This is a genomic window from Undibacterium sp. Ji22W, from assembly GCF_049340305.1.
Lineage (GTDB): Bacteria > Pseudomonadota > Gammaproteobacteria > Burkholderiales > Burkholderiaceae_D > Undibacterium.
The window spans coordinates 367,778-391,460 of the sequence record NZ_JBMPOU010000002.1; the positions used below are offsets into that span (position 1 = coordinate 367,778).

General features: G+C 46.9%; 28 protein-coding genes and 1 tRNA gene. 6 read left to right on the top strand and 23 right to left on the bottom strand.

Translation table 11 applies throughout. The annotated features are described in order from the left end of the window. Positions 1-120: 120 nt before the first annotated feature. A complete protein-coding gene (locus ACO0KW_RS08425) occupies positions 121-2,478 on the top strand; it encodes a Tex family protein (protein ID WP_423052571.1) in 2,358 nt (785 codons plus the stop codon). A gap of 96 nt (positions 2,479-2,574) precedes the next feature. Here ACO0KW_RS08425 and ACO0KW_RS08430 read toward each other — a convergent pair whose 3' ends face one another. Then, complete coding sequence (locus ACO0KW_RS08430; RefSeq protein WP_423052573.1) at positions 2,575-4,095, bottom strand: carotenoid oxygenase family protein; 1,521 nt, start codon at positions 4,093-4,095, stop codon at positions 2,575-2,577. An 11-nt stretch (positions 4,096-4,106) separates the two neighbouring features. After that, positions 4,107-4,532, bottom strand: a complete 426-nt coding sequence (locus tag ACO0KW_RS08435; RefSeq protein WP_423052575.1) for a DUF2141 domain-containing protein — start codon at positions 4,530-4,532, stop codon at positions 4,107-4,109. A gap of 277 nt (positions 4,533-4,809) precedes the next feature. On the opposite strand from ACO0KW_RS08435, the gene grxD reads away from it, so the two are divergent. Both grxD and ACO0KW_RS08445 read left to right on the top strand, forming a co-directional pair. After that, positions 4,810-5,121, top strand: coding sequence for a Grx4 family monothiol glutaredoxin (grxD, locus tag ACO0KW_RS08440; protein ID WP_422995489.1), 312 nt, complete (start codon positions 4,810-4,812; stop codon positions 5,119-5,121). Between the two features lie 12 nt (positions 5,122-5,133). Further along, positions 5,134-5,733, top strand: a complete 600-nt coding sequence (locus tag ACO0KW_RS08445) for a UbiX family flavin prenyltransferase (protein ID WP_423052577.1) — start codon at positions 5,134-5,136, stop codon at positions 5,731-5,733. A gap of 213 nt (positions 5,734-5,946) precedes the next feature. On the opposite strand, the gene ACO0KW_RS08450 is transcribed toward ACO0KW_RS08445, so the two are convergent. The 6 genes from ACO0KW_RS08450 to petA form a co-directional block, all read right to left on the bottom strand. Further along, positions 5,947-6,022, bottom strand: a tRNA-Thr gene (locus ACO0KW_RS08450). A gap of 69 nt (positions 6,023-6,091) precedes the next feature. Then, positions 6,092-6,574, bottom strand: a complete 483-nt coding sequence (locus ACO0KW_RS08455) for a ClpXP protease specificity-enhancing factor (RefSeq protein ID WP_423052579.1) — start codon at positions 6,572-6,574, stop codon at positions 6,092-6,094. A gap of 82 nt (positions 6,575-6,656) precedes the next feature. After that, complete coding sequence (locus ACO0KW_RS08460; RefSeq protein ID WP_186921835.1) at positions 6,657-7,268, bottom strand: glutathione S-transferase N-terminal domain-containing protein; 612 nt, start codon at positions 7,266-7,268, stop codon at positions 6,657-6,659. Between the two features lie 103 nt (positions 7,269-7,371). After that, a complete protein-coding gene (locus ACO0KW_RS08465; protein WP_423052582.1) occupies positions 7,372-8,136 on the bottom strand; it encodes a cytochrome c1 in 765 nt (254 codons plus the stop codon). 25 nt (positions 8,137-8,161) lie between these two features. Beyond that, the gene (locus ACO0KW_RS08470; protein ID WP_423053445.1) at positions 8,162-9,574 is read right to left on the bottom strand and encodes a cytochrome b; all 1,413 of its coding nucleotides are present in this window, start codon (positions 9,572-9,574) and stop codon (positions 8,162-8,164) included. After that, a complete protein-coding gene (petA, locus tag ACO0KW_RS08475) occupies positions 9,574-10,188 on the bottom strand; it encodes a ubiquinol-cytochrome c reductase iron-sulfur subunit (RefSeq protein WP_423052584.1) in 615 nt (204 codons plus the stop codon). Before petA ends, ACO0KW_RS08470 begins: the two co-directional genes overlap by 1 nt. A gap of 365 nt (positions 10,189-10,553) precedes the next feature. Here petA and mscL point away from each other — a divergent pair, with 365 nt between their 5' ends. Then, entirely contained in the window at positions 10,554-10,985 is a 432-nt protein-coding gene (mscL, locus tag ACO0KW_RS08480; protein ID WP_423052586.1) for a large conductance mechanosensitive channel protein MscL, read from the top strand. Between the two features lie 77 nt (positions 10,986-11,062). On the opposite strand, the gene ACO0KW_RS08485 is transcribed toward mscL, so the two are convergent. Beyond that, the gene (locus ACO0KW_RS08485; RefSeq protein WP_423052588.1) at positions 11,063-11,830 is read right to left on the bottom strand and encodes a Nif3-like dinuclear metal center hexameric protein; all 768 of its coding nucleotides are present in this window, start codon (positions 11,828-11,830) and stop codon (positions 11,063-11,065) included. Between the two features lie 9 nt (positions 11,831-11,839). Between ACO0KW_RS08485 and ACO0KW_RS08490 the strand changes: the two genes are divergently transcribed. Together ACO0KW_RS08490 and ACO0KW_RS08495 are read left to right on the top strand one after the other, a co-directional pair. Continuing rightward, positions 11,840-13,006, top strand: a complete 1,167-nt coding sequence (locus tag ACO0KW_RS08490) for a S1C family serine protease (RefSeq protein ID WP_423052590.1) — start codon at positions 11,840-11,842, stop codon at positions 13,004-13,006. A gap of 1 nt (position 13,007) precedes the next feature. Further along, a complete protein-coding gene (locus tag ACO0KW_RS08495) occupies positions 13,008-13,685 on the top strand; it encodes a DUF2461 domain-containing protein (protein WP_423052592.1) in 678 nt (225 codons plus the stop codon). Between the two features lie 5 nt (positions 13,686-13,690). Here the strand turns inward: ACO0KW_RS08495 and tatC are convergent, their stop codons facing one another. The 14 genes from tatC to hisG all read right to left on the bottom strand — a co-directional run bounded on the left by tatC (position 13,691) and on the right by hisG (position 23,667). Beyond that, complete coding sequence (gene tatC / locus ACO0KW_RS08500; protein WP_423052594.1) at positions 13,691-14,449, bottom strand: twin-arginine translocase subunit TatC; 759 nt, start codon at positions 14,447-14,449, stop codon at positions 13,691-13,693. 42 nt (positions 14,450-14,491) lie between these two features. Further along, the gene (gene tatB / locus ACO0KW_RS08505) at positions 14,492-14,995 is read right to left on the bottom strand and encodes a Sec-independent protein translocase protein TatB (RefSeq protein WP_423052596.1); all 504 of its coding nucleotides are present in this window, start codon (positions 14,993-14,995) and stop codon (positions 14,492-14,494) included. A gap of 26 nt (positions 14,996-15,021) precedes the next feature. Then, the gene (gene tatA, locus ACO0KW_RS08510) at positions 15,022-15,231 is read right to left on the bottom strand and encodes a Sec-independent protein translocase subunit TatA (RefSeq protein WP_423053446.1); all 210 of its coding nucleotides are present in this window, start codon (positions 15,229-15,231) and stop codon (positions 15,022-15,024) included. A 48-nt stretch (positions 15,232-15,279) separates the two neighbouring features. Continuing rightward, entirely contained in the window at positions 15,280-15,636 is a 357-nt protein-coding gene (locus ACO0KW_RS08515; RefSeq protein WP_423052598.1) for a histidine triad nucleotide-binding protein, read from the bottom strand. Positions 15,637-15,680: 44 nt separating this feature from the next. After that, positions 15,681-16,028 carry a phosphoribosyl-ATP diphosphatase gene (locus tag ACO0KW_RS08520; protein WP_423052600.1) on the bottom strand — a complete coding sequence of 116 codons (348 nt, stop codon included), beginning with the start codon at positions 16,026-16,028 and terminating at the stop codon, positions 15,681-15,683. Positions 16,029-16,042: 14 nt separating this feature from the next. Continuing rightward, a complete protein-coding gene (gene hisI / locus ACO0KW_RS08525; RefSeq protein WP_395012372.1) occupies positions 16,043-16,441 on the bottom strand; it encodes a phosphoribosyl-AMP cyclohydrolase in 399 nt (132 codons plus the stop codon). Beyond that, positions 16,438-17,202: an imidazole glycerol phosphate synthase subunit HisF gene (gene hisF / locus ACO0KW_RS08530; protein WP_423052604.1), complete on the bottom strand. Its 765-nt coding sequence runs from the start codon at positions 17,200-17,202 to the stop codon at positions 16,438-16,440. The genes hisI and hisF overlap by 4 nt, the downstream gene beginning before the upstream one ends. Next, positions 17,199-17,990 (bottom strand): 1-(5-phosphoribosyl)-5-[(5-phosphoribosylamino)methylideneamino]imidazole-4-carboxamide isomerase, encoded by a 792-nt coding sequence (gene hisA / locus ACO0KW_RS08535; protein ID WP_315468117.1) that lies wholly within the window; start codon positions 17,988-17,990, stop codon positions 17,199-17,201. The genes hisF and hisA overlap by 4 nt, the downstream gene beginning before the upstream one ends. Positions 17,991-18,086: 96 nt before the next feature. Further along, entirely contained in the window at positions 18,087-18,725 is a 639-nt protein-coding gene (gene hisH / locus ACO0KW_RS08540; RefSeq protein WP_423052606.1) for an imidazole glycerol phosphate synthase subunit HisH, read from the bottom strand. 74 nt (positions 18,726-18,799) lie between these two features. Then, complete coding sequence (hisB, locus tag ACO0KW_RS08545) at positions 18,800-19,390, bottom strand: imidazoleglycerol-phosphate dehydratase HisB (RefSeq protein ID WP_186891067.1); 591 nt, start codon at positions 19,388-19,390, stop codon at positions 18,800-18,802. 33 nt (positions 19,391-19,423) lie between these two features. Next, positions 19,424-20,521 (bottom strand): histidinol-phosphate transaminase, encoded by a 1,098-nt coding sequence (hisC, locus tag ACO0KW_RS08550; RefSeq protein WP_423052608.1) that lies wholly within the window; start codon positions 20,519-20,521, stop codon positions 19,424-19,426. 72 nt (positions 20,522-20,593) lie between these two features. Further along, entirely contained in the window at positions 20,594-21,523 is a 930-nt protein-coding gene (locus ACO0KW_RS08555; protein WP_423052610.1) for a DNA-methyltransferase, read from the bottom strand. Positions 21,524-21,688: 165 nt separating this feature from the next. Beyond that, positions 21,689-23,014 (bottom strand): histidinol dehydrogenase, encoded by a 1,326-nt coding sequence (hisD, locus tag ACO0KW_RS08560; protein ID WP_423052612.1) that lies wholly within the window; start codon positions 23,012-23,014, stop codon positions 21,689-21,691. Next, on the bottom strand, positions 23,014-23,667 hold the full coding sequence (gene hisG / locus ACO0KW_RS08565; RefSeq protein WP_186921818.1) for an ATP phosphoribosyltransferase: 654 nt from the start codon (positions 23,665-23,667) through the stop codon (positions 23,014-23,016). Before hisG ends, hisD begins: the two co-directional genes overlap by 1 nt. Positions 23,668-23,683 lie beyond the last annotated feature (16 nt).

The window sequence follows — 23,683 nt, forward strand, 5'->3', positions numbered from 1 at the left end:
ACAATGGCAGAAAAATTCGCACATCTCGACAAAATCATGCATGTCAAGACTGGCGCAATTGCATAAATTGCGTATGATCACGGCCTCATCACCTTTTTTCAGAAATATTGATTGTTATTTATGTTGCCTTCCATTGAACAACGCCTTGCCGTAGAACTCGCCGCTAAACCTGTACAAATCGCTGCCGCAGTGGCACTTCTGGACGAAGGCGCGACTGTGCCTTTCATTTCCCGTTACCGTAAAGAAGCCACGGGAGGCTTGGACGATACGCAATTGCGTTTATTAGAAGAACGTTTGCGCTATTTGCGCGAATTGGAAGACCGTCGCGCCGCGATTATTTCTTCCATTGAAGAACAAGGCAAAATGACACCGGTTTTGCTCGACGCAATTCACCATGCTGAAGATAAAACACGTTTAGAAGATTTGTATTTACCTTACAAACAGAAACGCCGCACCAAAGCACAAATCGCGGTTGAAGCAGGTTTGCAACCGCTGGCTGATGCCTTATTAGCAGATCCGAATTTAGTTCCCGAGACTGTCGCAGAAGCCTATTTAAAACCGGCCTTCTCCACCGCAAACGGTGACAATCCCGGCGTCGCCGATGTCAAAGCCGCGCTGGATGGTGCACGCCAAATCTTGATGGAACGTTTCGCCGAAGACGCAACGCTGCTGCACGCTATCCGCGAATATCTGCTCGACCACGGCATCGTTGAAACTGCTGTTGTCGCGGGCAAAGAAGAAGCTGGTGCAAAATTTAGTGACTACTTCGCCTACTCAGAAACTTTAGGTACGATCCCTTCGCACCGCGCATTAGCAATCTTCCGTGGTCGTCGCGAAGAATTTTTGACGGTGACTTTACGCCTCGATACCGAAGAAGAAAAACCAAAATGGGATGCGCCTTTGAATCCTTGCGAAAGTCGTATCGCAGCACATTTCGGTGTCAGTAATAAAGGTCGTGCGGCCGATAAATGGTTGAGCGACACCGTACGTTGGGCATGGCGTGTCAAAGTCTTCATGCATCTGGATACTGAGCTCATGACGAATCTGCGTGAAACGGCCGAAGTTGAAGCCATCAATGTATTTGCCCGCAATCTGAAAGCACTCTTGCTCGCAGCGCCTGCTGGCCCACGTGCCACTATGGGTCTCGATCCTGGATTGCGCACTGGCGTCAAAGTCGCGATTGTCGATGCGACCGGCAAAGTGGTGGAATATGCGACCATTTATCCGCACCAACCACGTAATGATTGGGATGGCTCTTTGCACGTGTTGGCACAATTGGCAGCGAAACATAATGTCTCGCTGATCTCTATCGGCAATGGCACGGCCTCCCGCGAAACTGACAAACTGGCGCAAGATTTAATCAAGCTCAAACCAGAATTAAAATTGACCAAGATTGTGGTCTCCGAAGCAGGTGCGTCCGTCTATTCAGCATCTGAATTTGCGTCTAAAGAATTACCTGATCTGGATGTCACCATCCGTGGCGCGGTCTCTATCGCCCGCCGCTTACAAGATCCTTTAGCGGAGCTAGTCAAGATCGATCCAAAATCGATCGGTGTTGGTCAGTATCAACATGACGTGGGTCAATCACAATTGGCACGCTCACTCGATGCGGTCGTCGAAGATTGCGTGAATGCGGTCGGTGTTGATGTCAATACGGCGTCAGCACCTCTGCTGGCACGCGTCTCTGGTTTGTCCAGCAGTGTAGCGCAAAGTATCGTGAACTATCGAGATGCCAAAGGCATGTTTAAATCACGTTCTGAATTACGCTCCGTACCACGCTTGGGTGACAAAACTTTTGAACAAGCAGCAGGCTTCTTGCGCGTGATGGGCGGCGACAATCCGCTCGACGCGTCTGCGGTGCATCCTGAATCCTATCCGCTGGTAGAAAAGATTCTTGCCGATATCAAGAAAGATGTGAAGTCGATTATCGGTGACACGGGCTTATTGAAGGCGATCAGTCCCGCCAAATACGCCGATGAAAAATTTGGCATACCAACGATCTCTGATATTTTGAAAGAGTTAGAAAAACCAGGCCGCGACCCACGTCCAGAATTCACCACGGCCACCTTCAAAGATGGCGTCGAAGAGATCAGAGATTTACGCCCAGACATGATCTTAGAAGGCGTGATTACCAATGTGGCAGCATTTGGTGCCTTCGTTGATATCGGTGTGCATCAAGATGGTTTGGTGCATATTTCAGCGCTCTCAAATACTTTCGTCAAAGACCCGCACACCGTCGTAAAAGCCGGCCAGGTAGTCAAAGTCAAAGTATTAGAAATCGATGAAAAACGTAAGCGTATTGCTTTAACGATGCGCCTGACCGATTCAGCACCAGTAGCAGGTAGCAAGCCAGAGCAACGTGCGGATAGAGATGATGCGAAGCGTTTGAATCAACACCGCAATCAAAGCCAACACAGTCAAACAGCGGCACCGGTGAACAGTGCAATGGCATCGGCTTTTGCTAAGCTGCGGTCATAGTCTTAAACCGGGTTAAACTTAAATGACAAAAAATCGGGCAAGCAGAATTTAATCTGCTTGCCCGATTTTTTTCAATTGACGAGCAACATTTCCAGATCAGGTACTTGCATAAAAATTCCCATGAAAACAATGCGGCAACCAATACGGTAAGTGCGCAAGTGCTACCGGCCCTGCCGCCAGATTCTGGGCATCGAATACACTAGCAAAACTGGTTTGATGTGGAATATCAAACCCAACACCCACCAACCAGGCCTCGCCCTCTTTCGTCGAGCCCGCTTTGGGTACAACGACATGCTCTTCTAAATGACAGTGAGCACCGAAACTAAAGCTATCTGTTTTACCTGTTTCTACATCTAAACGCATCACGCCATTGAGCATGTTGTTCATCGTTTTTTCTACTGCGACGGGATAATACAAATAGCGGTTTCTTTGCCCGACCACGCGCGGATCGACACGCGGGAATTCTAAATTCTCGCTGCGCTCAGTCAAGCTAACTTTATTGCGATTCAAATCAATTTGTAAAAACGCAGGGCTAGATGGCTCAGAAACCACATCTTCACCGCGCATGATTTTCGGCATCCAGGTATGGAAATTATCCAGATTGTCGCTCTTCACAAAATCGACATGAATCACATTATTTTCCTCCCAGGCATTCCCAAAATGGAACAGCATCAAGGCAGGTATTTCTAAAATACGGAATCGGCTAAAATCGGCTTTCTCGACGACCATGATCTTGACCGACTCATTCGCCTTCCACTCCATCGCATCGACCATGCTCTTGCCAGAACGCACCGCATCCATATTCAAACTGATAGGTGAAAATAAGAAGATCATGTGCTTTTGCGAGATGGCAAAATCATGCACCATGGCGGTACTTGGTGCATTCATGATGCGATGTTTCAGCAATTTACCCTGTGGAGAAAAATGATATAAAACGATTTTTCCCATCATCGTACCGAAATTCCACAAGCTGCCATCAGCTTCCATTTTTGGATGGGCAGAGAACGGCATACCAGCTAACTCGGGTGCCCAGTTGACGATACCTTGGGTTTCCAAACTTTGCGCGTCCATCGCATGGGCAGAGCCACCTTCCCACAATGCGAGCAAGCGCCCATCCATACGGATGACATTGGTATTCGCCGTATTCATCGTATCCGACGAGCGCAAAGGGATTTTTGGCTTGATCGCTGTACCAAATGCGGGCACCAGAAATTCACCCGCCTGCTGTTCTGCGACGAATTTTTTAGTGCGTACAAAGCGTGCCTGATGTGACACTCCCTTATCGCCAAAACGCCATGCATGCACCAAACCATCTCCATCGAACCAATGATGATAACGTTGCCCGCCGCGTTCAAACAAACCCGGGCCATTGCGATAAAAATCACCGCGCAAATCAGCAGGTAGCTTGCCCTCTATCCACGCGGCATCACTACTAATATCCTGACCTTGAAATCCGCGCAGGCAAGTGAGTCTAGGATTCGCTTGAAACAGCTCGGGGGCACGTCGATAGCTAGCGCTTGCAGCATCAGATTGCTGTGCCCAAGCAGGCACTGCGGCCGTGGTTGCTGCCGTTGCTGCAGCAGCGCCGATAGATTGTAAGAAGTGGCGGCGATTCATGGCGAGGCTCCTTAATTCACACGCACGCTGATACTGAGCGGTGCTTGAGTCAAAGTGATCTTGGCGCTATCAAAGGACGGTGGGCCGAAATTGCCTACGGCATCATTACTAAAACCATAAGGCTCAGTTGGCATTCCAATAGGATTGCTATCAAGGCGGCCATTACTATTTAGGTCATGCACCACAGAAACCGCATAGTCACCGTCGGGCAAACCATCAAACTGCACCACGACTTTATTACCGTTAGCACTGACTTTCTTACTCACATGCGCCTGTTTTAGCCATTGTCCTTTTTGATTAAAGACTGCCACCATGACCTCACCTTTGTTTTCGGTAATTCCATTTACTTCAACTTTTAGGTCGCCCGCAGATGCAGCACCACTTGCCAGTGCTGAACATAAAGCCGCAAAACTAATAAATGTCGCTGCGATTTTCATAAAACCTCCTGAGTGATTGGGTAGGTCTGCATCGTAATCAATGCTTTTTGTGCGGAGTGTTCTTTGCGACGAAGCGAGGGCTTTTTGGCGTCAGTGGTATTGGTAAGACGCGAAATTTTGGACAAAGAAATACTCAGATACCGCGAGCGCCATAGCATTTAAATCATTTCATATACACCACACAGCATATCCACCTGAGCTAGTTCATCTGCCAGCGCAGGGTTTTCTCAGTTTCCTTTATAATGGCGGCCATCGATCTATCTTTTAAGGAAATATCATGAGCGACGTTCAAATTTGGATTAAAGAAACTGTAACCACGAACCCTGTAGTGCTGTTCATGAAGGGCACTGCACAGTTTCCACAATGTGGTTTCTCTGGTCGTGCTATTCAATTATTGAAAGCCTGCGGCGCAGAAAATATAGTCACGATCAACGTATTAGAAGACCCAGTCGTGCGTCAAGGTGTCAAAGACTACGCAAACTGGCCAACAGTGCCACAGTTGTATGTCAATGGCGAATTCATCGGCGGCTCAGACATCATGAATGAAATGTATGAAAGCGGCGAATTGCAAGCCCTGATCAAAGGCTAATCAATTTACGCTATGAACACGCCACTCGCACCGAAACGCATTATCGTCGCCATTACCGGTGCGACGGGTGCTATCTATGGCGTACGCCTGCTTCAGCATTTACAAAACCTGCCAGGCATACAAAGTCATCTTTTGATTTCGGATGCCGGGGTTTTAAATATTCATCAAGAATTAGATTTAAAACGCAAAGACATAGAAGCGATGGCGCACGTCGTGCACGCAGTACGCGATGTCGGTGCGACCATCGCCAGCGGTTCGTTTCAATCAGATGGTATGGTCATCGCGCCCTGCTCCATGAAAACCTTAGCAGCAGTCGCACACGGCTTTGCCGACAATCTGATTACACGCGCTGCCGATGTGGTCTTGAAAGAACGTCGCCGCCTCGTATTAATGGTTAGAGAAACACCATTCAATCTGGCGCACTTGCGCAATATGACTGCTGTCACCGAAATGGGAGGAATAATCTTTCCACCGCTTCCCAATTTCTATCACCGACCTACTTCAATTGAAGAAATGGTCGACCATAGCCTCGCTCGTGTTTTGGATTTGTTTCAGATCGAACATCAACTCGCACCACGCTGGGCGGGTCTCAACACGAACAAGGCGATCTAAGTCACAACGAGATTCAGTTATCAAATTCCTGAGCAAAATGCAGGGATCTGCTTGCGCCATTATTTGGCCGTGAAACCAAAGAAGAATTTATTGGGAGTAGCGTTGCGGCAGCTTTGTGTCGCAAAGAAGTTAAGCTTATTTTTTAGTGCCTTACGAAGTCAATGAAAAACACAATAAAAAAGGGCTCACATTTCTGTGAGCCCTTAGTACTACTGGTGCCGGTTGCCGGAATCGAACTGGCTACCTGATGATTACAAGTCAACTGCTCTACCAAGTGAGCTAAACCGGCGAAAATCGTTTCAAGATTTTTTACAATTCGATTTGTTTTGCAACGAATCTTGAAGAACAAAATTATAGACTACTTTATGACTTTTAGGGAAGGTTTTTCTGATTTTTTTTGATTTTTTTCTGGATTTTCTGTTTTATCGGAATCTGCTGCTGGACCTTCTTCGCGAACAGAGACTGAGGCTAATCCTAAAACTGGCTTTGCAGGTTCTACCAGTACTTCTGCTGCAGGACTATCGTCGACTTCAACTTCATCGAATACCATGCCCTGTCCATTTTCACTAGCAAAAATCGCCTGCACATTCGCAACAGGAACATAGATATCACGCGACACGCCACCAAAGCGCGCCTTAAATGTCACCGCATCGTTATCCATCTTTAAGCCACTGGTCGCACTAAAGGCAACGTTTAACACGATTTCACCTTTACGCACAAACTCCATAGGAACTTGCACCGCGCCACTGACCTTCACCGACAGATAGGGTGTGAAACCATTATCCGTACACCATTCATATATGGCGCGTAGCAAATATGGTTTTGTTGAGATTCCTGGCATGAGCTGACAATACTTTCTAATCAGAATTCTTACGGTAGTCCGGCATCGTTGCAACATGCAAACTACACCGGACAGTACTTCGTTAACGGCGCATTACTTTTTCAGATGGCGTCAATGCTTCGATATAGGCAGGGCGAGAGAAAATACGCTCTGCATATTTCAACAAAGGCGCCGCTGTTTTGGATAAATCAATGCCATAGTGATCGAGGCGCCACAACAATGGTGCCACTGCCACGTCGAGCATCGAGAACTCCTCGCCCAACATGTATTTGTTCTTCACAAACAAAGGTGCCAATTGTGTCAGACGATCCCGAATTTCCGCACGCGCCTTATCCAAGACTTTAGAAGAAGAACTATTCTTTTCATTTTCCAGAGTATGGACATGTACGAATAATTCTTTTTCAAAATTGAACAGCATCAAACGCGCACGCGCACGCTGCAGAGGATCTGCGGGCATTAATTGTGGATGCGGAAAACGCTCATCAATGTACTCATTAATGATATTGGATTCATACAAAATCAATTCGCGCTCAACCAAAATTGGTACCTGACCATAAGGATTCATGGTCGATATATCTTCTGGCTTGTTAAACAAATCAACGTCGCGAATTTCAAAGTCCATGCCTTTTTCAAACAGGACTAAGCGGCAACGTTGAGAGAATGGGCAGGTTGTACCTGAGTAGAGAACCATCATTTTTATAGTTCCTTAAAAACGATTAGGGCGAGGCGCAATTTAAGCGTACCTCACCCTGGGATGACACATCCGCCGACAGAGTCAGTGGACGACTAATTTACTCTTACTTCACTTCTTTCCAGTAGGAGGCATTCAAGCGCCAAGCCAGTGTAGCCAGCAATCCCATGAACAATACAACCCATACGCCTAAACGTTTACGGCTATTTTGTGCTGGTTCGCCCATCCACTGTAAATAAGCGACTAAGTCACCTACCGCATTATCGTACTCCACTGCACTCATTTTGCCGGGTGTCAAAGTTTCAAAACCCGCAAATTTATGTTCAGTTTTCGACGCATCATGCGCATCTTTTACTTCTTCAAATTTCGCACCACGAACGCCTTGCAATTCCCACAAAGCATGTGGCATACCAACGTTCGGGAACAACATATTGTTCCAGCCTGTTGGGCGGCTATCGTCTTTGTAGTAAGTGCGCAAGTAGGTGTACAACCAATCTGCGCCGGTACCTTCACTGGATGCTTTCGCACGTGCGATGACAGACAAATCAGGCGGTACTGCACCGAACCATTCTTTCGCGTCTTTTGCGCTCAAGCTAGTTTTCATCAATTCACCAACTTTTTCGCCGGTAAACAACAAATTGCTCTTGATCTGATCTTCTGTCAAACCAATATCACGCAAACGGTTGTAACGCATCGAGGCTGCAGAGTGGCAATTCAGGCAGTAGTTGACGAACAGCTTTGCGCCATTTTGCAAAGCAGCTAAATCAGTTGTACGCTCAGGTGCGCGATCCAATGGATAACCACCACTATTCGCCAGTGCTAAAGCCGGCACAAATGCCAAAGTGAAGATCAGTTTTTTAAGTAATTTCATGCTAATTATTCCTCGCTTAATCTGATCAATGCGCAGCAAACGTCACGCGTTTTGGCACTGGTTTGAAAGTACCCATTGCACTCCACCATGGCATCAACAAGAAGAAACCGTAGTAGATCAATGCGCAAACCTGGGATACGCGCTCACCTGTTGGGGATGGTGCTTGTACCCCGAGGTAACCCAAGATGACGAATGAGATACCGAACACGATATACACATACTTGTGCCAATCAGGACGATAACGGATCGATTTCACTGGGGATACGTCAAGCCAAGGCAAGAACGCCAAGATCACAACAGAACCACCAAACAAAACTACACCCCAGAATTTTGCATCCAGGCCGAATGGCATCATGCCAATGATCGCCAACAGCGCGATACCTGCAATCGCTGCTTTGATCATGAATGGTAATTTCGATTTCATCCAAATCAAAGCTACATAAGCAGCAACACCAAACTGCACGACGTACAAGAATTCAGAAGTCGTTGCGCGCAAGATAGAGTAGAACGGTGTGAAATACCAAGTCGGTGCAATGTGCGGAGGCGTCTTCAATGAATCAGCTGGAATGAAGTTGTTGTACTCCAAGAAGTAGCCGCCCATTTCAGGTGCAAAGAACACAATTGCAGTGAAAATCGTCAAGAACACAGTCACACCAAAAATATCGTGGAAAGTGTAGTAAGGATGTGAAGGCACGCCATCAACAGGGTGGCCATCTGCATCTAAATTTTCTTTGATTTCAATGCCGTCTGGATTGTTTGAACCCACCTCATGTAGAGCGATCAAATGCGCTACAACCAAGCCCAGCAAGACCAAAGGAATTGCAATCACATGGAAGGAGAAAAAGCGATTCAATGTCGCATCAGACACCACATAGTCGCCACGAATCCACAAAGACAAATCAGGACCAATGAAAGGGATCGCACCGAACAGGTTAACAATAACTTGTGCGCCCCAATAGGACATTTGCCCCCATGGCAAGAGGTAACCGAAGAAAGCTTCTGCCATCAAGCACAAGAAAATTGCAAAACCGAACAACCAGATCAATTCACGTGGTTTGCGATATGAACCGTAGAGCAAAGCACGGGTCATGTGTAAGTACACGATGATAAAGAAGGCAGACGCGCCTGTGGAGTGCATATAGCGCACCAGCCAGCCGGATGGCACTTCGCGCATGATGTATTCAACTGAAGCAAATGCCAATGTCGCATCTGGCTTGTAATGCATGACCAAGAAGATACCAGTGACAATCTGGATCACCAACACCAACATCGCTAGGGAACCAAAAATGTACCAAAAGTTAAAATTCTTAGGTGCATAGTATTGTCCCCATTGATCATTCCACAATTTAGTCAGTGGGAAGCGGGAGTCAACCCAGTTCAATGCCTTGTCTAATGCTGGCGCATCATCCGGGAGTTTTTTCTCAACAAATGCCATGATTAAGCCTCGCCTTTCTCATCTTTACCGATGATGATTTTGGTATCTGATAAAAACATGTGAGGTGGCACATCCAGATTTTGTGGAGCAGGTTTGTTTTTATAGACACGTCCAGCCAGATCAAAAGTAGATCCGTGACATGGGCACAAGAAACCGCCAGCCCAATCATCAGGTAACGAAGGCTGTGCGCCAACCGCAAATTTAGAGCTAGGTGAGCAACCTAAATGGGAGCAAATACCGACTGTTACCAAAATGTCGCTATGTTCTTTACGTGACCGTGTTTGCTTGTCGCAATACTCTGGCATTGCCATTGTGTATGGCTTTTCAGATTTTGGATCTGCGACTTTGTCTTCAGTCTTTTTCAGACTTTCCATCATTTCTGGCGTACGTTTCAAAATCCAGACTGGCTTGCCGCGCCACTCGGTTGTTTTCATCTCACCAGGATTTAAGGAAGAGATATCCACTTCGACCGGTGCACCCGCAGCTTTTGCGCGTTCGGACGGTTGAAAAGTACTCACTAATGAAACTGCCGTGCTAACTCCTACTGCGCCGCCTGCAACACAGGTAGCAACGAGTAAGCTGCGACGACTTGGATCGACCTGCTTTTCGATACTCATACAAACCCCAATCTATCAAAAATCAAACTTGACGAAGCATCAGAGCCTAATGACCCTACACTTCTTACAACCTTAAATTATAAAGGAGCTGGGAGGTGATTTAAAGAAAAAGATGCTTTACAGGACAATTTACAGGCTTTTTGACTCAAAATAAGTTTGATCGCAGTAGAAATTGTATGGATTCTGATATTTTTAGTGCCACTTCCACTTTAAAGAACAACAAAATCGAAGCGGGTTCACACAATTTGACAATAAATCGACAGACTTACTGAGTTTTGCAGATTATCATATTGCCGTTTTACCACAATTTATTGAAGCAATTTCTTCAATAATTAAATTTAAATATATTAATCAAGGGGAATTTTATGGGCATGATGCAAGAATTTAAAAGCTTCGCCGCGCAAGGTAATGTCATTGACTTAGCAGTCGGTGTCATCATCGGTGCTGCTTTTGGCAAAATTGTTGACTCTTTGGTGGGCGATATTGTCATGCCAATCGTTGGTAAAATCTTTGGGGGACTAGATTTTGCAAATTACTATTTAGCTTTGAACGGCCAAGCCAGCAATTTGACACTAGCAGAAGCGAAAAAGGCCGGTGCTGTGCTCGCTTATGGTAATTTCTTAACCATTTCTCTGAACTTCATTATTCTGGCATTCATTATTTTCCAAATGGTACGCTTGGTAAATATGATGAAGAAAAAAGATGCCGCAGCAGCTGCAGCTGCACCAGCCACACCTCCACCAACACCTGAAGACATTGCGCTTTTGCGTGAAATTCGCGATGCTTTGAAAAAATAAGTTTTGCAATGCTTCGCATTAAACAAAATGCCACCTATTGGGTGGCATTTTGTTTACAACCGGCTAGAAATCCAAACTCAGACCGGATTATCAATATCGACAAATTGATGTTCCACTCCAAACGTCTGTGCAATCAGATTTCCCAAAGCTTGCACACCATAGCGTTCGCTGGCGTGATGGCCGCAAGCCAGATAGGCAACTCCCGCCTCCCTCGCTAAATGCACTGTTGGCTCTGAAATTTCACCGCTGATATACACACTGGCATCTGCTTCTATCGCGACTCCCAGCATATTTTGTGCCGCTCCGGAACACCAAGCGACGCTTTTCAGAGGCTGATCGGGATCGCCAATCACTAGCGCTTGGCGGCCCAAAATCGAAGAAATATGTGCTGCCAACTGCCCGACCGTTGATATACCGGCGGCAGAACAAGTACCCATCCATCCCAAATCATCTTCACCAAATCGACCTGTAACTTCGAACCCAAACAACTTGGCCAATTGAGCATTATTCCCAAGAATCGCATGCGAATCCAAAGGTAAATGATAGGCGAACAAAGAGATCTCATGCTCAAGCAAGGTTTTCAAGCGTTGATATTTTTGCCCGACCACACGCATATCTTCACCGCGCCAAAAGTAACCGTGATGCACCAAGATCGCATCCGCGCCCAATCGAACCGCCTCATCCAACAAAGCCTGACAAGCCGTTACCCCGCTAATGATTCGTCTAATTTCATTCCGCCCTTCCACCTGAAGGCCATTTGGGCAATAATCACGGTAACGTGCGACTTGCAATTCATTGGACATAAATTGCGTAAGCGTATTTCTCTCGACTGACTTTCTCAACATACACTCCTCATGATACGTAGACTATGGATCTTATTCGCTCAAACCGTGACAGTCGGTTTGGCACTGTGGTTTATTGTAACCAGCTTAAAGCCAAATTGGATACAACAAGGTTTTGGGATCAATAAGAATCTGAGCCTGACCTCCTCAGCGACATTGATCGAAGCGCCGAGCAACAAGCATAGTTCGCCCAACTCGTACAATTTTGCTGCCAAGCGAGCGATGTCTTCGGTTGTGAACATTAGCGCCTCGCGCAGTTCAAATAGCGGCAATCCTTTGTTGAATGATCCTTTTTTCAAACGCTTTTTTGGGGAACAGGCTCGACCAAAATCCGAACGTCCCTCCAGCAGTGGTTCTGGTGTCATCATGAGTCCGCAGGGTCATATTCTAACGAACAACCATGTAATTCAAGGTGCTGGTGCAATTGAAGTTGCCCTCGCAGATGGTCGACAAGCGACGGCAAAAATCATTGGTACCGATCCCGATACAGATCTGGCTGTCCTGCAAATTGACTTAAAAGACTTACCAGCAATTACGCTAGGGCATTCGGATGAAGCCAATGTCGGCGATGTCGTATTGGCGATCGGCAATCCATTCGGCGTTGGGCAAACGGTCACCATGGGCATCATTTCCGCCTTGGGCAGAAATAGTGTTGGCATCAATACCTACGAAAATTTCATTCAAACCGATGCCGCTGTAAATCCGGGCAATTCAGGAGGCGCCTTGGTCGATAGCAACGGCAATTTGCTCGGCATTAATTCCGCGATCTATTCGCAAAATGGCGGCTCCCTAGGCATAGGATTTGCGATTCCGGTTTCCACTATCAAAATGGTGATGGAAGCAATTATTACAGATGGTCAAGTAGTGCGCGGTTATCTTGGTGTTAGTCCTGAGGACATCACGGAAGAAATGGCGGAAAGTTTCAATATCAAGCAAACCAAAGGCTCTATCGTCGCCGCGGTGGTGCGCGGTGGCCCTGCGGATCAGGCGGGTGTTAAACCCGGCGATATTTGTGTCGCGATCAACGGTAAGCCTTTTTCGAATAGTCGTGAAATGATGAATCAAATTGCACAGCTCAAGCCGAATTCAAAGGCTAAGTTGAAAGTGGTACGTCAATCGAATGAAATTCAACTCGATATCGTCGTCGGTAAACGTCCACCGTTTAAGCCAGAGGAATAAGATGCATATCGCTGAACTCAGTCGTTTTCTGTTTGAATTATCAGATAATAATAACCGCGCATGGTTTGTCATGAATAAGCCGCGTTATGACATTCTGCGTGCAGAATTTTTACAAATGGTGACGCGCTTAATCCAAGAACTGAGTAAGAGTGATCCGGCGATTGCCCAATGCGATCCTAAAAAAGCGCTCTTTCGCATCAATCGTGATGTGCGTTTCGGTAAAGATAAATCGCCGTATAAAACTTATTTTTCTGCCTCAATATTGCCAAGCGGGCGCAAGAAGCCGAGTGAAGGCGGCGGTCCGGCTTACTATTTCCAGATCAGCGAGGACAATCGTTTATTTTTCGCGGTAGGCGAATATATGCCGCCGAGCGACAGACTGAAAAATATTCGCCTGCACTTAATTGAAGATGAGGCAAGCTTCAAGAAAGTCATCAAGAACAAGGCGTTGAAAGAATGTTTCGGCGAATTACAGGAAGAAGGAAAATTAGTCCGCCCACCTAAAGGTTACGATCCTGAGCATGCACTGATCGAATACTTGAAGCTGAAAAGTATGATGGTATGGACTGAATGTCAGCTTGATGGAATGTTGTACGAAGACGTACACAAGAAGCTAGTCAGCGGTTTCAAAACTGCCTTACCCTTGGTAAGCTGGCTACGAGCCGCCAGCTTTAGCTAAGACAATTACAACTCGGGCGGCGCCTGCGTCGCTTTGACGAAGATAGGTGCGACGAACAATCCTAATTCAAATAACATCCACATCGGTACCGCGAGGGCCAATTGGCTGACGACGTCAGGCGGCGTCACTACTGCTGCGACAACAAAAGCACCGACGATCACATACGAACGAATCGCTTTCAATTTCTCGACCGTCAGAATTCCAGTACGCACCAAAACGATGACGACGATAGGCACTTCAAAGGTCAACCCAAATGCGAGACACATGGACATCACGAAATCGAGATAGTTTTCTATATCCGGTGACACTGTAATCGAGGTCGGCGCGAATTCAGAGATAAATTTAAATACACGCCCAAACACAAAGAAATAACAAAATGCCACGCCCGCGGCAAATAATACAGAAGATGAAACCACTAAAGGCGCGACCAAGCGTTTTTCATGCGCATACAATCCCGGCGCAATAAATGCCCAAGCTTGATACAACACCCAGGGCAAGGCGACCAAGAATGCCAACAACAAAGTTACTTTCATCGGCACCAAGAACGGCGAAATTACACCAGTCGCAATCATCTTGGCACCAGCGGGCAAAGCCGCCAGCATAGGTTGCGCCAAAAAATCGTAGATGGCTGAAGGACCCGGCCACGCAAACAGCGCAGCGCAAACAATCGCGATACCAGCACATGCTTTGACCATGCGATCTCGTAATTCGACCAAATGAGAAATGAAGCTCTCTTGCATCCCCATGAAATTATCGTTGCTCATGGCATGCTTTCTTTTGAGTAGATAGTTGTGTATGTGGTTGCATCAGAAAAAACTCGAAGGCGAACGCGCATTAACACGATGCTTAGCCATACGCGCCGCACCGGACATGACTTGGCTACGATGACCATGACGGTTTTTATACCAATGGGGGATATTCGAGGTCTTGGCGACTTTTCTGCGCCGGAAGTTCTTTGCCTTCGCCAACATCGCCTCAGTCGAAGGCGCTGGATCAAAATCGTAAGCAGAATAATTGCTATGCGATTCTGGCTGCACGAGTTGATTTAATTCCTTTTCAGCCTCAGAAAATTGCTGGGTCACATCCTGCTCGAAATTTTGCGCGGCAGATTCAACTTCTTTCTGCATCTTGCGCAATTCCTCCATTTCGATTTCGCGACTCACCTCAGATTTCACCTGACTAATATAACGCTGGGCGCGTCCAAACAAGGTGCCTGCCATGCGCGCCACTTTGGGTAAATCTTTGGGGCCAATCACAATCAAAGCCACTGCGCCAATTAAAGCGAGTTTGGTCAGTCCGAGGTCTATCATAAATCTGCTCTAACACTATCCGGAGATTAGTGCGTCGACTTATCCTTTGCATCGACATCGATAGTTTTTTGCTCTTCGGCTTTAGGTGTTTTGTCTTCTTCACCTTTGATACCGTCTTTAAAACCTTTGACTGCTTTGCCCAGGTCGCTGCCCACATTGCCCAGTTTTTTTGTGCCAAACACCAAAACCACAACGACCAAAACAATCAACCAATGCCAAATACTAAATGAACCCATCATGCTTCCTTCTAGGGCAACGCCCAAAAAATCGATCAATAAAATAGTTTACAACTTGGCGCCGCCAATCACATGCATGTGCAAATGATAGACAATTTGACCGCCATTTGGACCGGTGTTCACCACAGTTTTAAATCCGCCCGACTTCGATCCATCGGCATGTTCCACATAGGCGCAGCCTTGCTGGGCCGCCAGTTTGGGTGCTAATTCCAGCATTTTACCCAACAATATGGCATCTTCCGCTTTTGCGTCGGCCAAACTCGACAAATGCTTCTTGGGAATGATCAAAAAATGGACGGGGGCGGCTGGATTGATATCATTAAAAGCCATCAATTCATCATCCTCGTACAAAACAGTCGCCGGAATTTGCTTGGCGACGATTTTACAAAAAATACAGTTATCCATACGACTCACCCAAAATTTGTTACAAAAACGCCGCAAAAGCCCAATTAATTATCGATCCGAGAAGCTTTTTCCTCTATGCCAGAAATACCTTCGCGTCTAGCCAGCTCATCTAAGACTTGTTGTGGGTGCAAATTATACTGCGCCAACATAACAAGCGAATGAAACCAAAGATCGGCGCACTCATAGAGCAAATCAGAAGTATCGCCAGAAACACGCGCATCTTTCGCCGCGATCACGGTTTCAGTCGCCTCCTCACCGATTTTTTTTAAGATCGCGTCATCGCCTTTATGAAACAATTTGGCGACGTAAGAAGTGTCAGGATTGCCACCATTAATCGCCTTACGGCTCTCTATTACTGCCGCAAGTTGATGCAATATCGATTCTTGAGTCATAGTATGTCTGGAGCTTATTTATAAATCGCTTCTGGATCTTTAAGTACAGGATCGACAGTCACCCACTCGCCTTCGTCCAAATTACCTTCGAACTTTTGGAAGAAACAAGAATGGCGTCCGGTATGACAAGCAATGCCCTCGACTTGTTCAATTTTCAGAAGGATCACATCCTCATCGCAATCTAAACGGATTTCTTTGACTTTTTGTACATGACCCGATTCTTCGCCTTTGTGCCACAGCTTTTTGCGCGAGCGACTCCAGTAAACCGCTTCGCCAGTTTCTACTGTGCGGCTCAAAGCCTCCCGATTCATCCAGGCGAACATCACCACATCGTTACTACCGACCTCTTGTGCGATCACGGGAACCAAGCCAACTTCGTCCCACTTCACTTTATTTAACCAACGAAAACTCATGCTAACCTCATTGGTATGTGTTGTGCTGCCATAAACTGTTTTGCTTCCTGCACTGTGTGCTGTCCAAAATGAAAAATACTTGCTGCTAAAACTGCATCAGCACCACCGAGTTTGATGCCATCGGCGAGATCTTGCAAACCACCTACACCACCCGAGGCGATCACTGGGATATCAACCGCATCTGACACTGCACGAGTCAGTGCTAAATCGAAGCCTGAGCGAGTGCCATCCTTATCCATACTGGTCAGCAGAATTTCACCCGCACCCAACTCCGCCATTTTACGTGCCCATTCGACCGCATCTAAGCCGGTCGCGTTGCGTCCACCGTGGGTATACACTTCCCATTTTCCAGGTGCTACTGCTTTGGCGTCAATCGCGACCACAATGCACTGCGAACCATACTTATGCGCGGCATCTGCAACTAATTGCGGATTTGTTACTGCGGAAGTATTCATCCCAACTTTATCCGCGCCCGCATTCAATAAGCGCCGCACATCGGCTACTGTACGTACTCCACCACCAACGGTCAGGGGAATAAACACTTGTGAAGCAACAGCTTCTATTACGGGCAAAATCAAGTCTCGGTCATCGGAAGACGCGGTAATGTCTAAGAAAGTAATTTCATCCGCGCCTTGCAAATCATAACGACGCGCAACTTCCACCGGATCACCGGCATCGCGCAACTCTAAAAAGTTGACGCCTTTGACTACCCGCCCTGCATTCACGTCAAGGCAAGGAATAATCCGTTTTGCTAAAGTCATTCTTCGTCTTCTTCGTAAATGAGATCGCCACTTAATTCGTCGGCACGCTCTTGCGCGCTGGCCAAATCTAAAGTGCCTTCATAAATCGAGCGACCACAGATCACGCCTTCTACGCCTTCATCCTGCACTGCGCATAATGCTTCGACATCGGCTAATACATGCACACCACCGGAAGCGATCACTGGTACGGTCACTGCTTGAGCTAATTTCACAGTAGCGTCGATATTCACGCCACCCATCATGCCATCGCGACCGATGTCGGTGTAGATGATGGCTTCAACGCCATATCCTTCAAATTTTTGTGCCAGGTCGATCACATCGTGACCCGACATTTTGCTCCAACCGTCAGTGGCCACTTTGCCATCTTTAGCATCGATGCCCACAATAATTTGCCCTGGGAAAGCGCTACAGGCATCCGCCAAAAAGCCTGGGCTCTTTACCGCGGCGGTACCAATAATGATGTAAGAGATACCGGCATTCAAATAGCGCTCAATCGTGTCGAGATCGCGAATGCCGCCGCCTAATTGCACAGGCACTTCTTCGGTATCGGTTTCTTCTGCGTATTCGCGCACAGTCTTGATAATCGCTTTAATCGCTGCTTCATTTTTTGGTTTGCCAGCGAAAGCGCCATTCAAATCCACCAGATGCAGACGACGTGCGCCTTGTTCTAGCCAGTGACGCGCCATGTCGGCGGGCTCTTCAGAGAATACAGTGGCTTGATCCATATCGCCTTGTTTAAGACGTACGCAGTGACCATCTTTCAGGTCGATAGCAGGAATGAGCAGCATGATGAATTTATAGGGTAATTAAAAATAAAAAAGTAGAGTAAAGCTACAGACAATAAAACAGACAATAAGTTTGACGTATGTACAATAATTCAAGGCCTACGGGTTCCAGTGTACAAAATTTTTATACAGTTGCAATCCGGCTGCAGCGCTCTTTTCTGGATGAAATTGCGTTGCAAAAATATTCTCGCGCGCCACGGCTGAAGTAAATACCTGACCATATTCAGTGGTACCGACCACATCTTGCGCCTGTTCTGGCTGAACATAATAGCTATGTACAAAATAAAAATAACAGTCGTCAGCAATGCCATTCCAAAGCGGATGTGCTTGCGACTGACGCACGCGATTCCAACCCATTTGTGGCACTTTATAACGGGAACCATCTTCTTGCAATTGCCCGCTTAGATCAAAACGCACCACCTTGCCTGGCAACAAGCCTAAACAAGGTGTATTACCTTCAGCGCTGACGTCAAATAACATCTGTTCACCGACACAGACACCAAATAAAGGTTTTTCACGAGCGGCTTGCAAAAGTGCTTCTTGCAAACCCGATTCTTGCAAACAACCCATACAATCAGGCATAGCACCTTGACCTGGCAAAACAAGTCGGTCAGCAGATCGAATATCGGCGATGTTGCCGGAGATCACAATCTGCGCTTCAGGCGCAACTGCACGGAAGGCCTGAGCGACGGAACGCACGTTGCCCATGCCGTAATCGACAACAACTATCTTATTCATAAATGAGGAGTAGACATAGTGAGGTGTTATAGGTGCTACAGCGACATGTTGATCGTTATAGCACTTAAGCTCTTTTATAGACTACCTTTAGTGGATGGAATTGTACCCAAGGCGCGCTGGTCCAATTCTGCCGCCATACGCAGCGCACGACCAAAGGCTTTGAAAATGGTTTCACATTGATGATGCGCATTTTCGCCGCGCAGATTATCAATATGTAGAGAGACTAAAGCATGATTGACGAAGCCCTGAAAAAATTCATGGGTCAAATCGACATCAAAAGAACCTATCATGGAACGTTTGAAGTCAACATGGTATTCAAGACCTGGACGACCAGAGAAATCAATCACAACACGAGATAAGGCTTCGTCGAGTGGCACATAGGCGTGACCATAACGACGTATGCCTTTTTTATCGCCGATCGCAATCGCGAATGCCTGACCTAAAGTAATACCGACATCTTCCACCGTGTGATGCGCATCGATATGCAAATCACCATCGGCTTCGATATCTAAATCAATCAAACCGTGACGAGCAATTTGATCTAGCATATGATCCAAAAATGGCACACCGGTTTTCAATGATTGCTTGCCAGTGCCGTCGAGATTGATGGCGACACGAATTTTGGTTTCGTTGGTATTGCGGGTAACTTGCGCTGTACGTTGCATGATGAATTTGGCTGGTGATTATCAGCTTTTAGTTTAAACAACTAAAGCTACGGAGAATGCTTTTAAAAATAAGGCGTTTTCTTCTGGTGTGCTGACGGTAATACGCAAACAGTTCTGCAAAAGACCATGCATTTTACCCACATTTTTCACTAAAATTTTTTGTTCCAGCAATTTTGTGAATACTTCATTGCCATAAGTCTCACTTTTCGCATTATTTGACACGCGTATCAGCAAAAAATTCGCGGCTGATGGGAAAACTTCTACCCCTGGCAATGCTGCAAGTTGACTAGACAACTCACTGCGTTGAGCACGTAATTGCGCTGCTTGTGCTTCAAAAATTTCAGCGTGTTCAAGCAAGCAAATAATTGCAGCTTCGGTCAACACATTGATGTTGTAGGGCGGCCTGACTTTATCGAATTCTTCTAGCAATGCAGCCGATGCAGACATATAACCTAAACGGATCCCTGCTAAGCCTAATTTGGATACGGTACGCATCACAATCAAATTGGAAAATTCTGGCAAGCGCGGCATAAAACTGGTTTGCGCAAATGGCTGATAAGCTTCGTCAACAATCACCACACCAGTATCACCAACCGCACGAATAATCTCTTCCATATCCGCAGCATCAAACAAAGTACCAGTAGGATTATTCGGATAAGCCAAATAAGTGACCGCCGGCCTATGTTCAGCAATCGCCGACAACATCGCTGCTTTGTCCAAGGTGAAATCGGCATTGAGGGGCACGCCGATAAACTCCATGCCTGCAAATTTGGCTGACATTGCGTACATCACAAAACCGGGCAAAGGCGCTAGCACTTTTGCGCCTAGCTTAGCGCAAGCAATGCTGATCATCGCGATCAACTCATCCGAACCATTACCCAATACCAGATCGTAGCCCTCAGGCACACCAAAATGCGTACTGAGCGCGGTCTTAATGCCAGCATAACTTGGCACTGGGTAGCGATTAAGATCAGTTTCCGATAAGCGTTTCGCCAGCGCTTGCTGCAGTTCTGGCGTGAGCGTATAAGGATTTTCCATCGCGTCGAGTTTCAAAAAACCCGTTGCATCCGGCACGTGATAAGCCGACAAGGCGCGCACATCAGCGCGAATAATATTTTCTACTAAAGACATGAGGCTTTTGCTCGTATTAAAAATCAGTGAATAATTTTCAGGAATAATGTTGGCTATTCGTTCAAACCGGAATCAAGTTTCAAGTGCTACTGCGCTCTTCTTACGAACAGCAGTTTTCACACCTTTGGCTTTCGCCTTAACAGCTACAGTTGTAGTTTTGGCTTTACTAATACGCTTACTTGCTTTGACCGGCACAGGTTTGGCCCGCACTGGTTCGGTCGGTTGATTATTCAGAACTTGTAATTCTGCCTCTGCCGATTGGAGACGCGCCGCTATGATGGCGCAGTATTCTGGATTTAATTCAAAGCCGACAAATTGTCGACCACAACGTCGCGCTGCAATCGCGGTGGTACCGCTACCCATAAACGGATCAAGTACGACACCGTTTTCGGGACAAGATGCAAGCAACATGCGTTGAATAATTTCTAAAGGCTTTTGGGTAGGATGTTCGACCCGTTCGGCGTCTTCTTTATGTAGTCGAGAAACACTCCATAAGTCTTTCGGGTTGTAGCCTAGCTCCAACCATTTGGCGCCAACAAAGATAGAACGCGAACGTGCTTTCTTTGTTGCTGCATCATAAGGAATGCGCACAGCGTCCAGATCGAAATAGTAACTTTTCGATTTCACGAATAATCCGATAGTGTCATGCACAGAAGAAAAGCTGCGGGTACTACCGCCCATTGATGGCACGCGTCTATCCCAGATGATTTCATTAATCATCGTCATGCGCTGCTTGAGCATCACAAAAATTTCCGGCGAATAGCGCCAGGTCAAAAAGATATATAGTGATCCGGTCGGCTTGAGCTTAGGCAGCGCCGCGTCTATCCAACGCTCGGTCCATGCAAGGTAATCTGCCGCTTCTTGTTTATCAGAATCGTTACCGTAATCCTTGCCCAGACCGTAAGGCGGGTCAGTCAAAATCAAATCGATGCTGCCATCAGGTATGCGTTGCAAACCTGTGATGGCGTCTTCGTTGAAAATTTGATTGAGGAAACTCGTCATATTGCAAAGGCGCGCATTATTTTTATCGTTCGATCAAAAGAAACTTTAGAACCTCTCAACACAGAGACACGGAGGGACGGAGATACACAGAGTTTTTCTCCGTCTTTCCTCCACATCTCTGAGTCTCTGTGTTGAGAGGTTTTATGCTATTCATAGAAAATATACTCAAGACTTCAAACGCAATTCAGCACTACGGGCATGCGCTGGTAGACCTTCGCCATAAGCGAGTTCCGCTGCGATCTTGCCTAGTGTCTGTGCGCCCTGTTCACTGACTTGTATCATCGAAGAACGCTTCTGAAAATCGTACACACCCAAAGGTGAAGAAAAACGTGCTGTACGCGAAGTTGGCAAAACGTGATTCGGTCCCGCGCAATAATCGCCCAAAGACTCAGATGAAAAACGTCCCAGGAACATCGCACCAGCATGACGAATTTGATCCGCCCATTGCTGTGGATTTTCTGCAGAAATTTCCAAATGTTCTGCCGCAATATCATTCGCAATATCACAGGCTTCTTGCATATCACTCACCTTAATCAAGGCACCGCGATCCTTCAATGAGGTACGGATAATTTCCGCACGTGGCATCGTTGCAATCAACTTATCGATACTCGCATGAACTGCATCGATGTAGGCCGCATCAGGACACAATAAAATCGACTGCGCGAGTTCATCGTGTTCGGCTTGCGAGAACAAATCCATCGCCACCCAATCCGGATCCGTCGTGCCATCGCACAACACTAGAATTTCAGATGGGCCTGCGATCATATCGATACCTACCGTACCGAACACACGACGCTTGGCATTCGCAACATAGGCGTTGCCAGGACCAACGATCTTATCAACTTGCGGAACGCTTTCCGTGCCGTATGCTAAAGCAGCAACGGCTTGTGCGCCGCCTATTGTGAACACACGGTCTACGCCAGCGATTGCCGCTGCTGCTAATACCAAAGGGTTGCGCACACCGTCGGGAGTCGGCACCACCATGATGATTTCACGCACACCAACAACCTTCGCTGGAATCGCATTCATCAGTACAGAAGATGGGTAAGCCGCTTTACCTCCAGGCACATAAATGCCGACGCGATCTAAAGGCGTGACTTTCTGCCCGAGCACCGTGCCATCTGCTTCAGTATAAGAAAAACCTGCAGAACCGCACTCACGCTTTTGTACTTCGTGATAAGCACGCACACGCTCCGCTGCAGCTTCTAACGCGCTGCGGCGTTCACTAGAAATACTGGATAACGCTGCATGCAAATCGGCTTGTGGGATTTCCAAGGCTTGCATGCTACTGACTGTCGACAACCGATCGAAACGCTGCGTGAATTCGAGCACCGCAGCATCACCACGGGTTTTCACCGCCAGCAAAATCTGCATCACGCTTTGATCGATCGCTGCATCTTCACTAGCCTCAAACGCCAATAATTGACGCAAGGTTTGAGCGAACCCGGCTTGTGTAGAATCCAAACGAGTAAGCGCTGTTGTGAAAGACATTATTTCCCCTCCGAAGCGCGTTCAAAAGCTTGCAAAATAGGTTGCAAGCGTTCACGTTTCAATTTCAATGCAGCTTGATTCACCACCAAGCGTGAAGAGATATCCATAATCTCTTCGACTTCGACCAAATTATTTGCGCGTAGCGTATTGCCGGTGCTGACCAGATCAACGATCACATCAGACAAACCAACCAATGGGGCTAATTCCATCGAGCCATACAGCTTGATCAAATCGATATGCACACCTTTGCTAGCAAAATGCTGACGAGCAGTTTCTGTATACTTAGTGGCCACACGCAAGCGCGCACCATGACGCACCGCGGTCGCGTAATCAAACCCGACCGAAACCGCAACCGACATACGGCATTTTGCAATCCCCAAATCGATAGGCTGATACAAACCTGCTCCGCCATGTTCGAACAACACATCTTTACCCGCCACACCAAAATCCGCAGCACCGTATTGCACATAAGTCGGTACGTCCGAAGCGCGAACTATGATCACGCGTACATCAGGATCGTTGGTCGATAAAATCAACTTACGTGATTTTTCAGGATCTTCGGTGACGTGGATACCAGCAGCCTCTAATAGCGGCAAGGTTTCTTCAAAGATGCGTCCTTTGGACAAGGCCAAAGTCAGTTGCTGAGAACTCATATCGATTGTTTGCTCG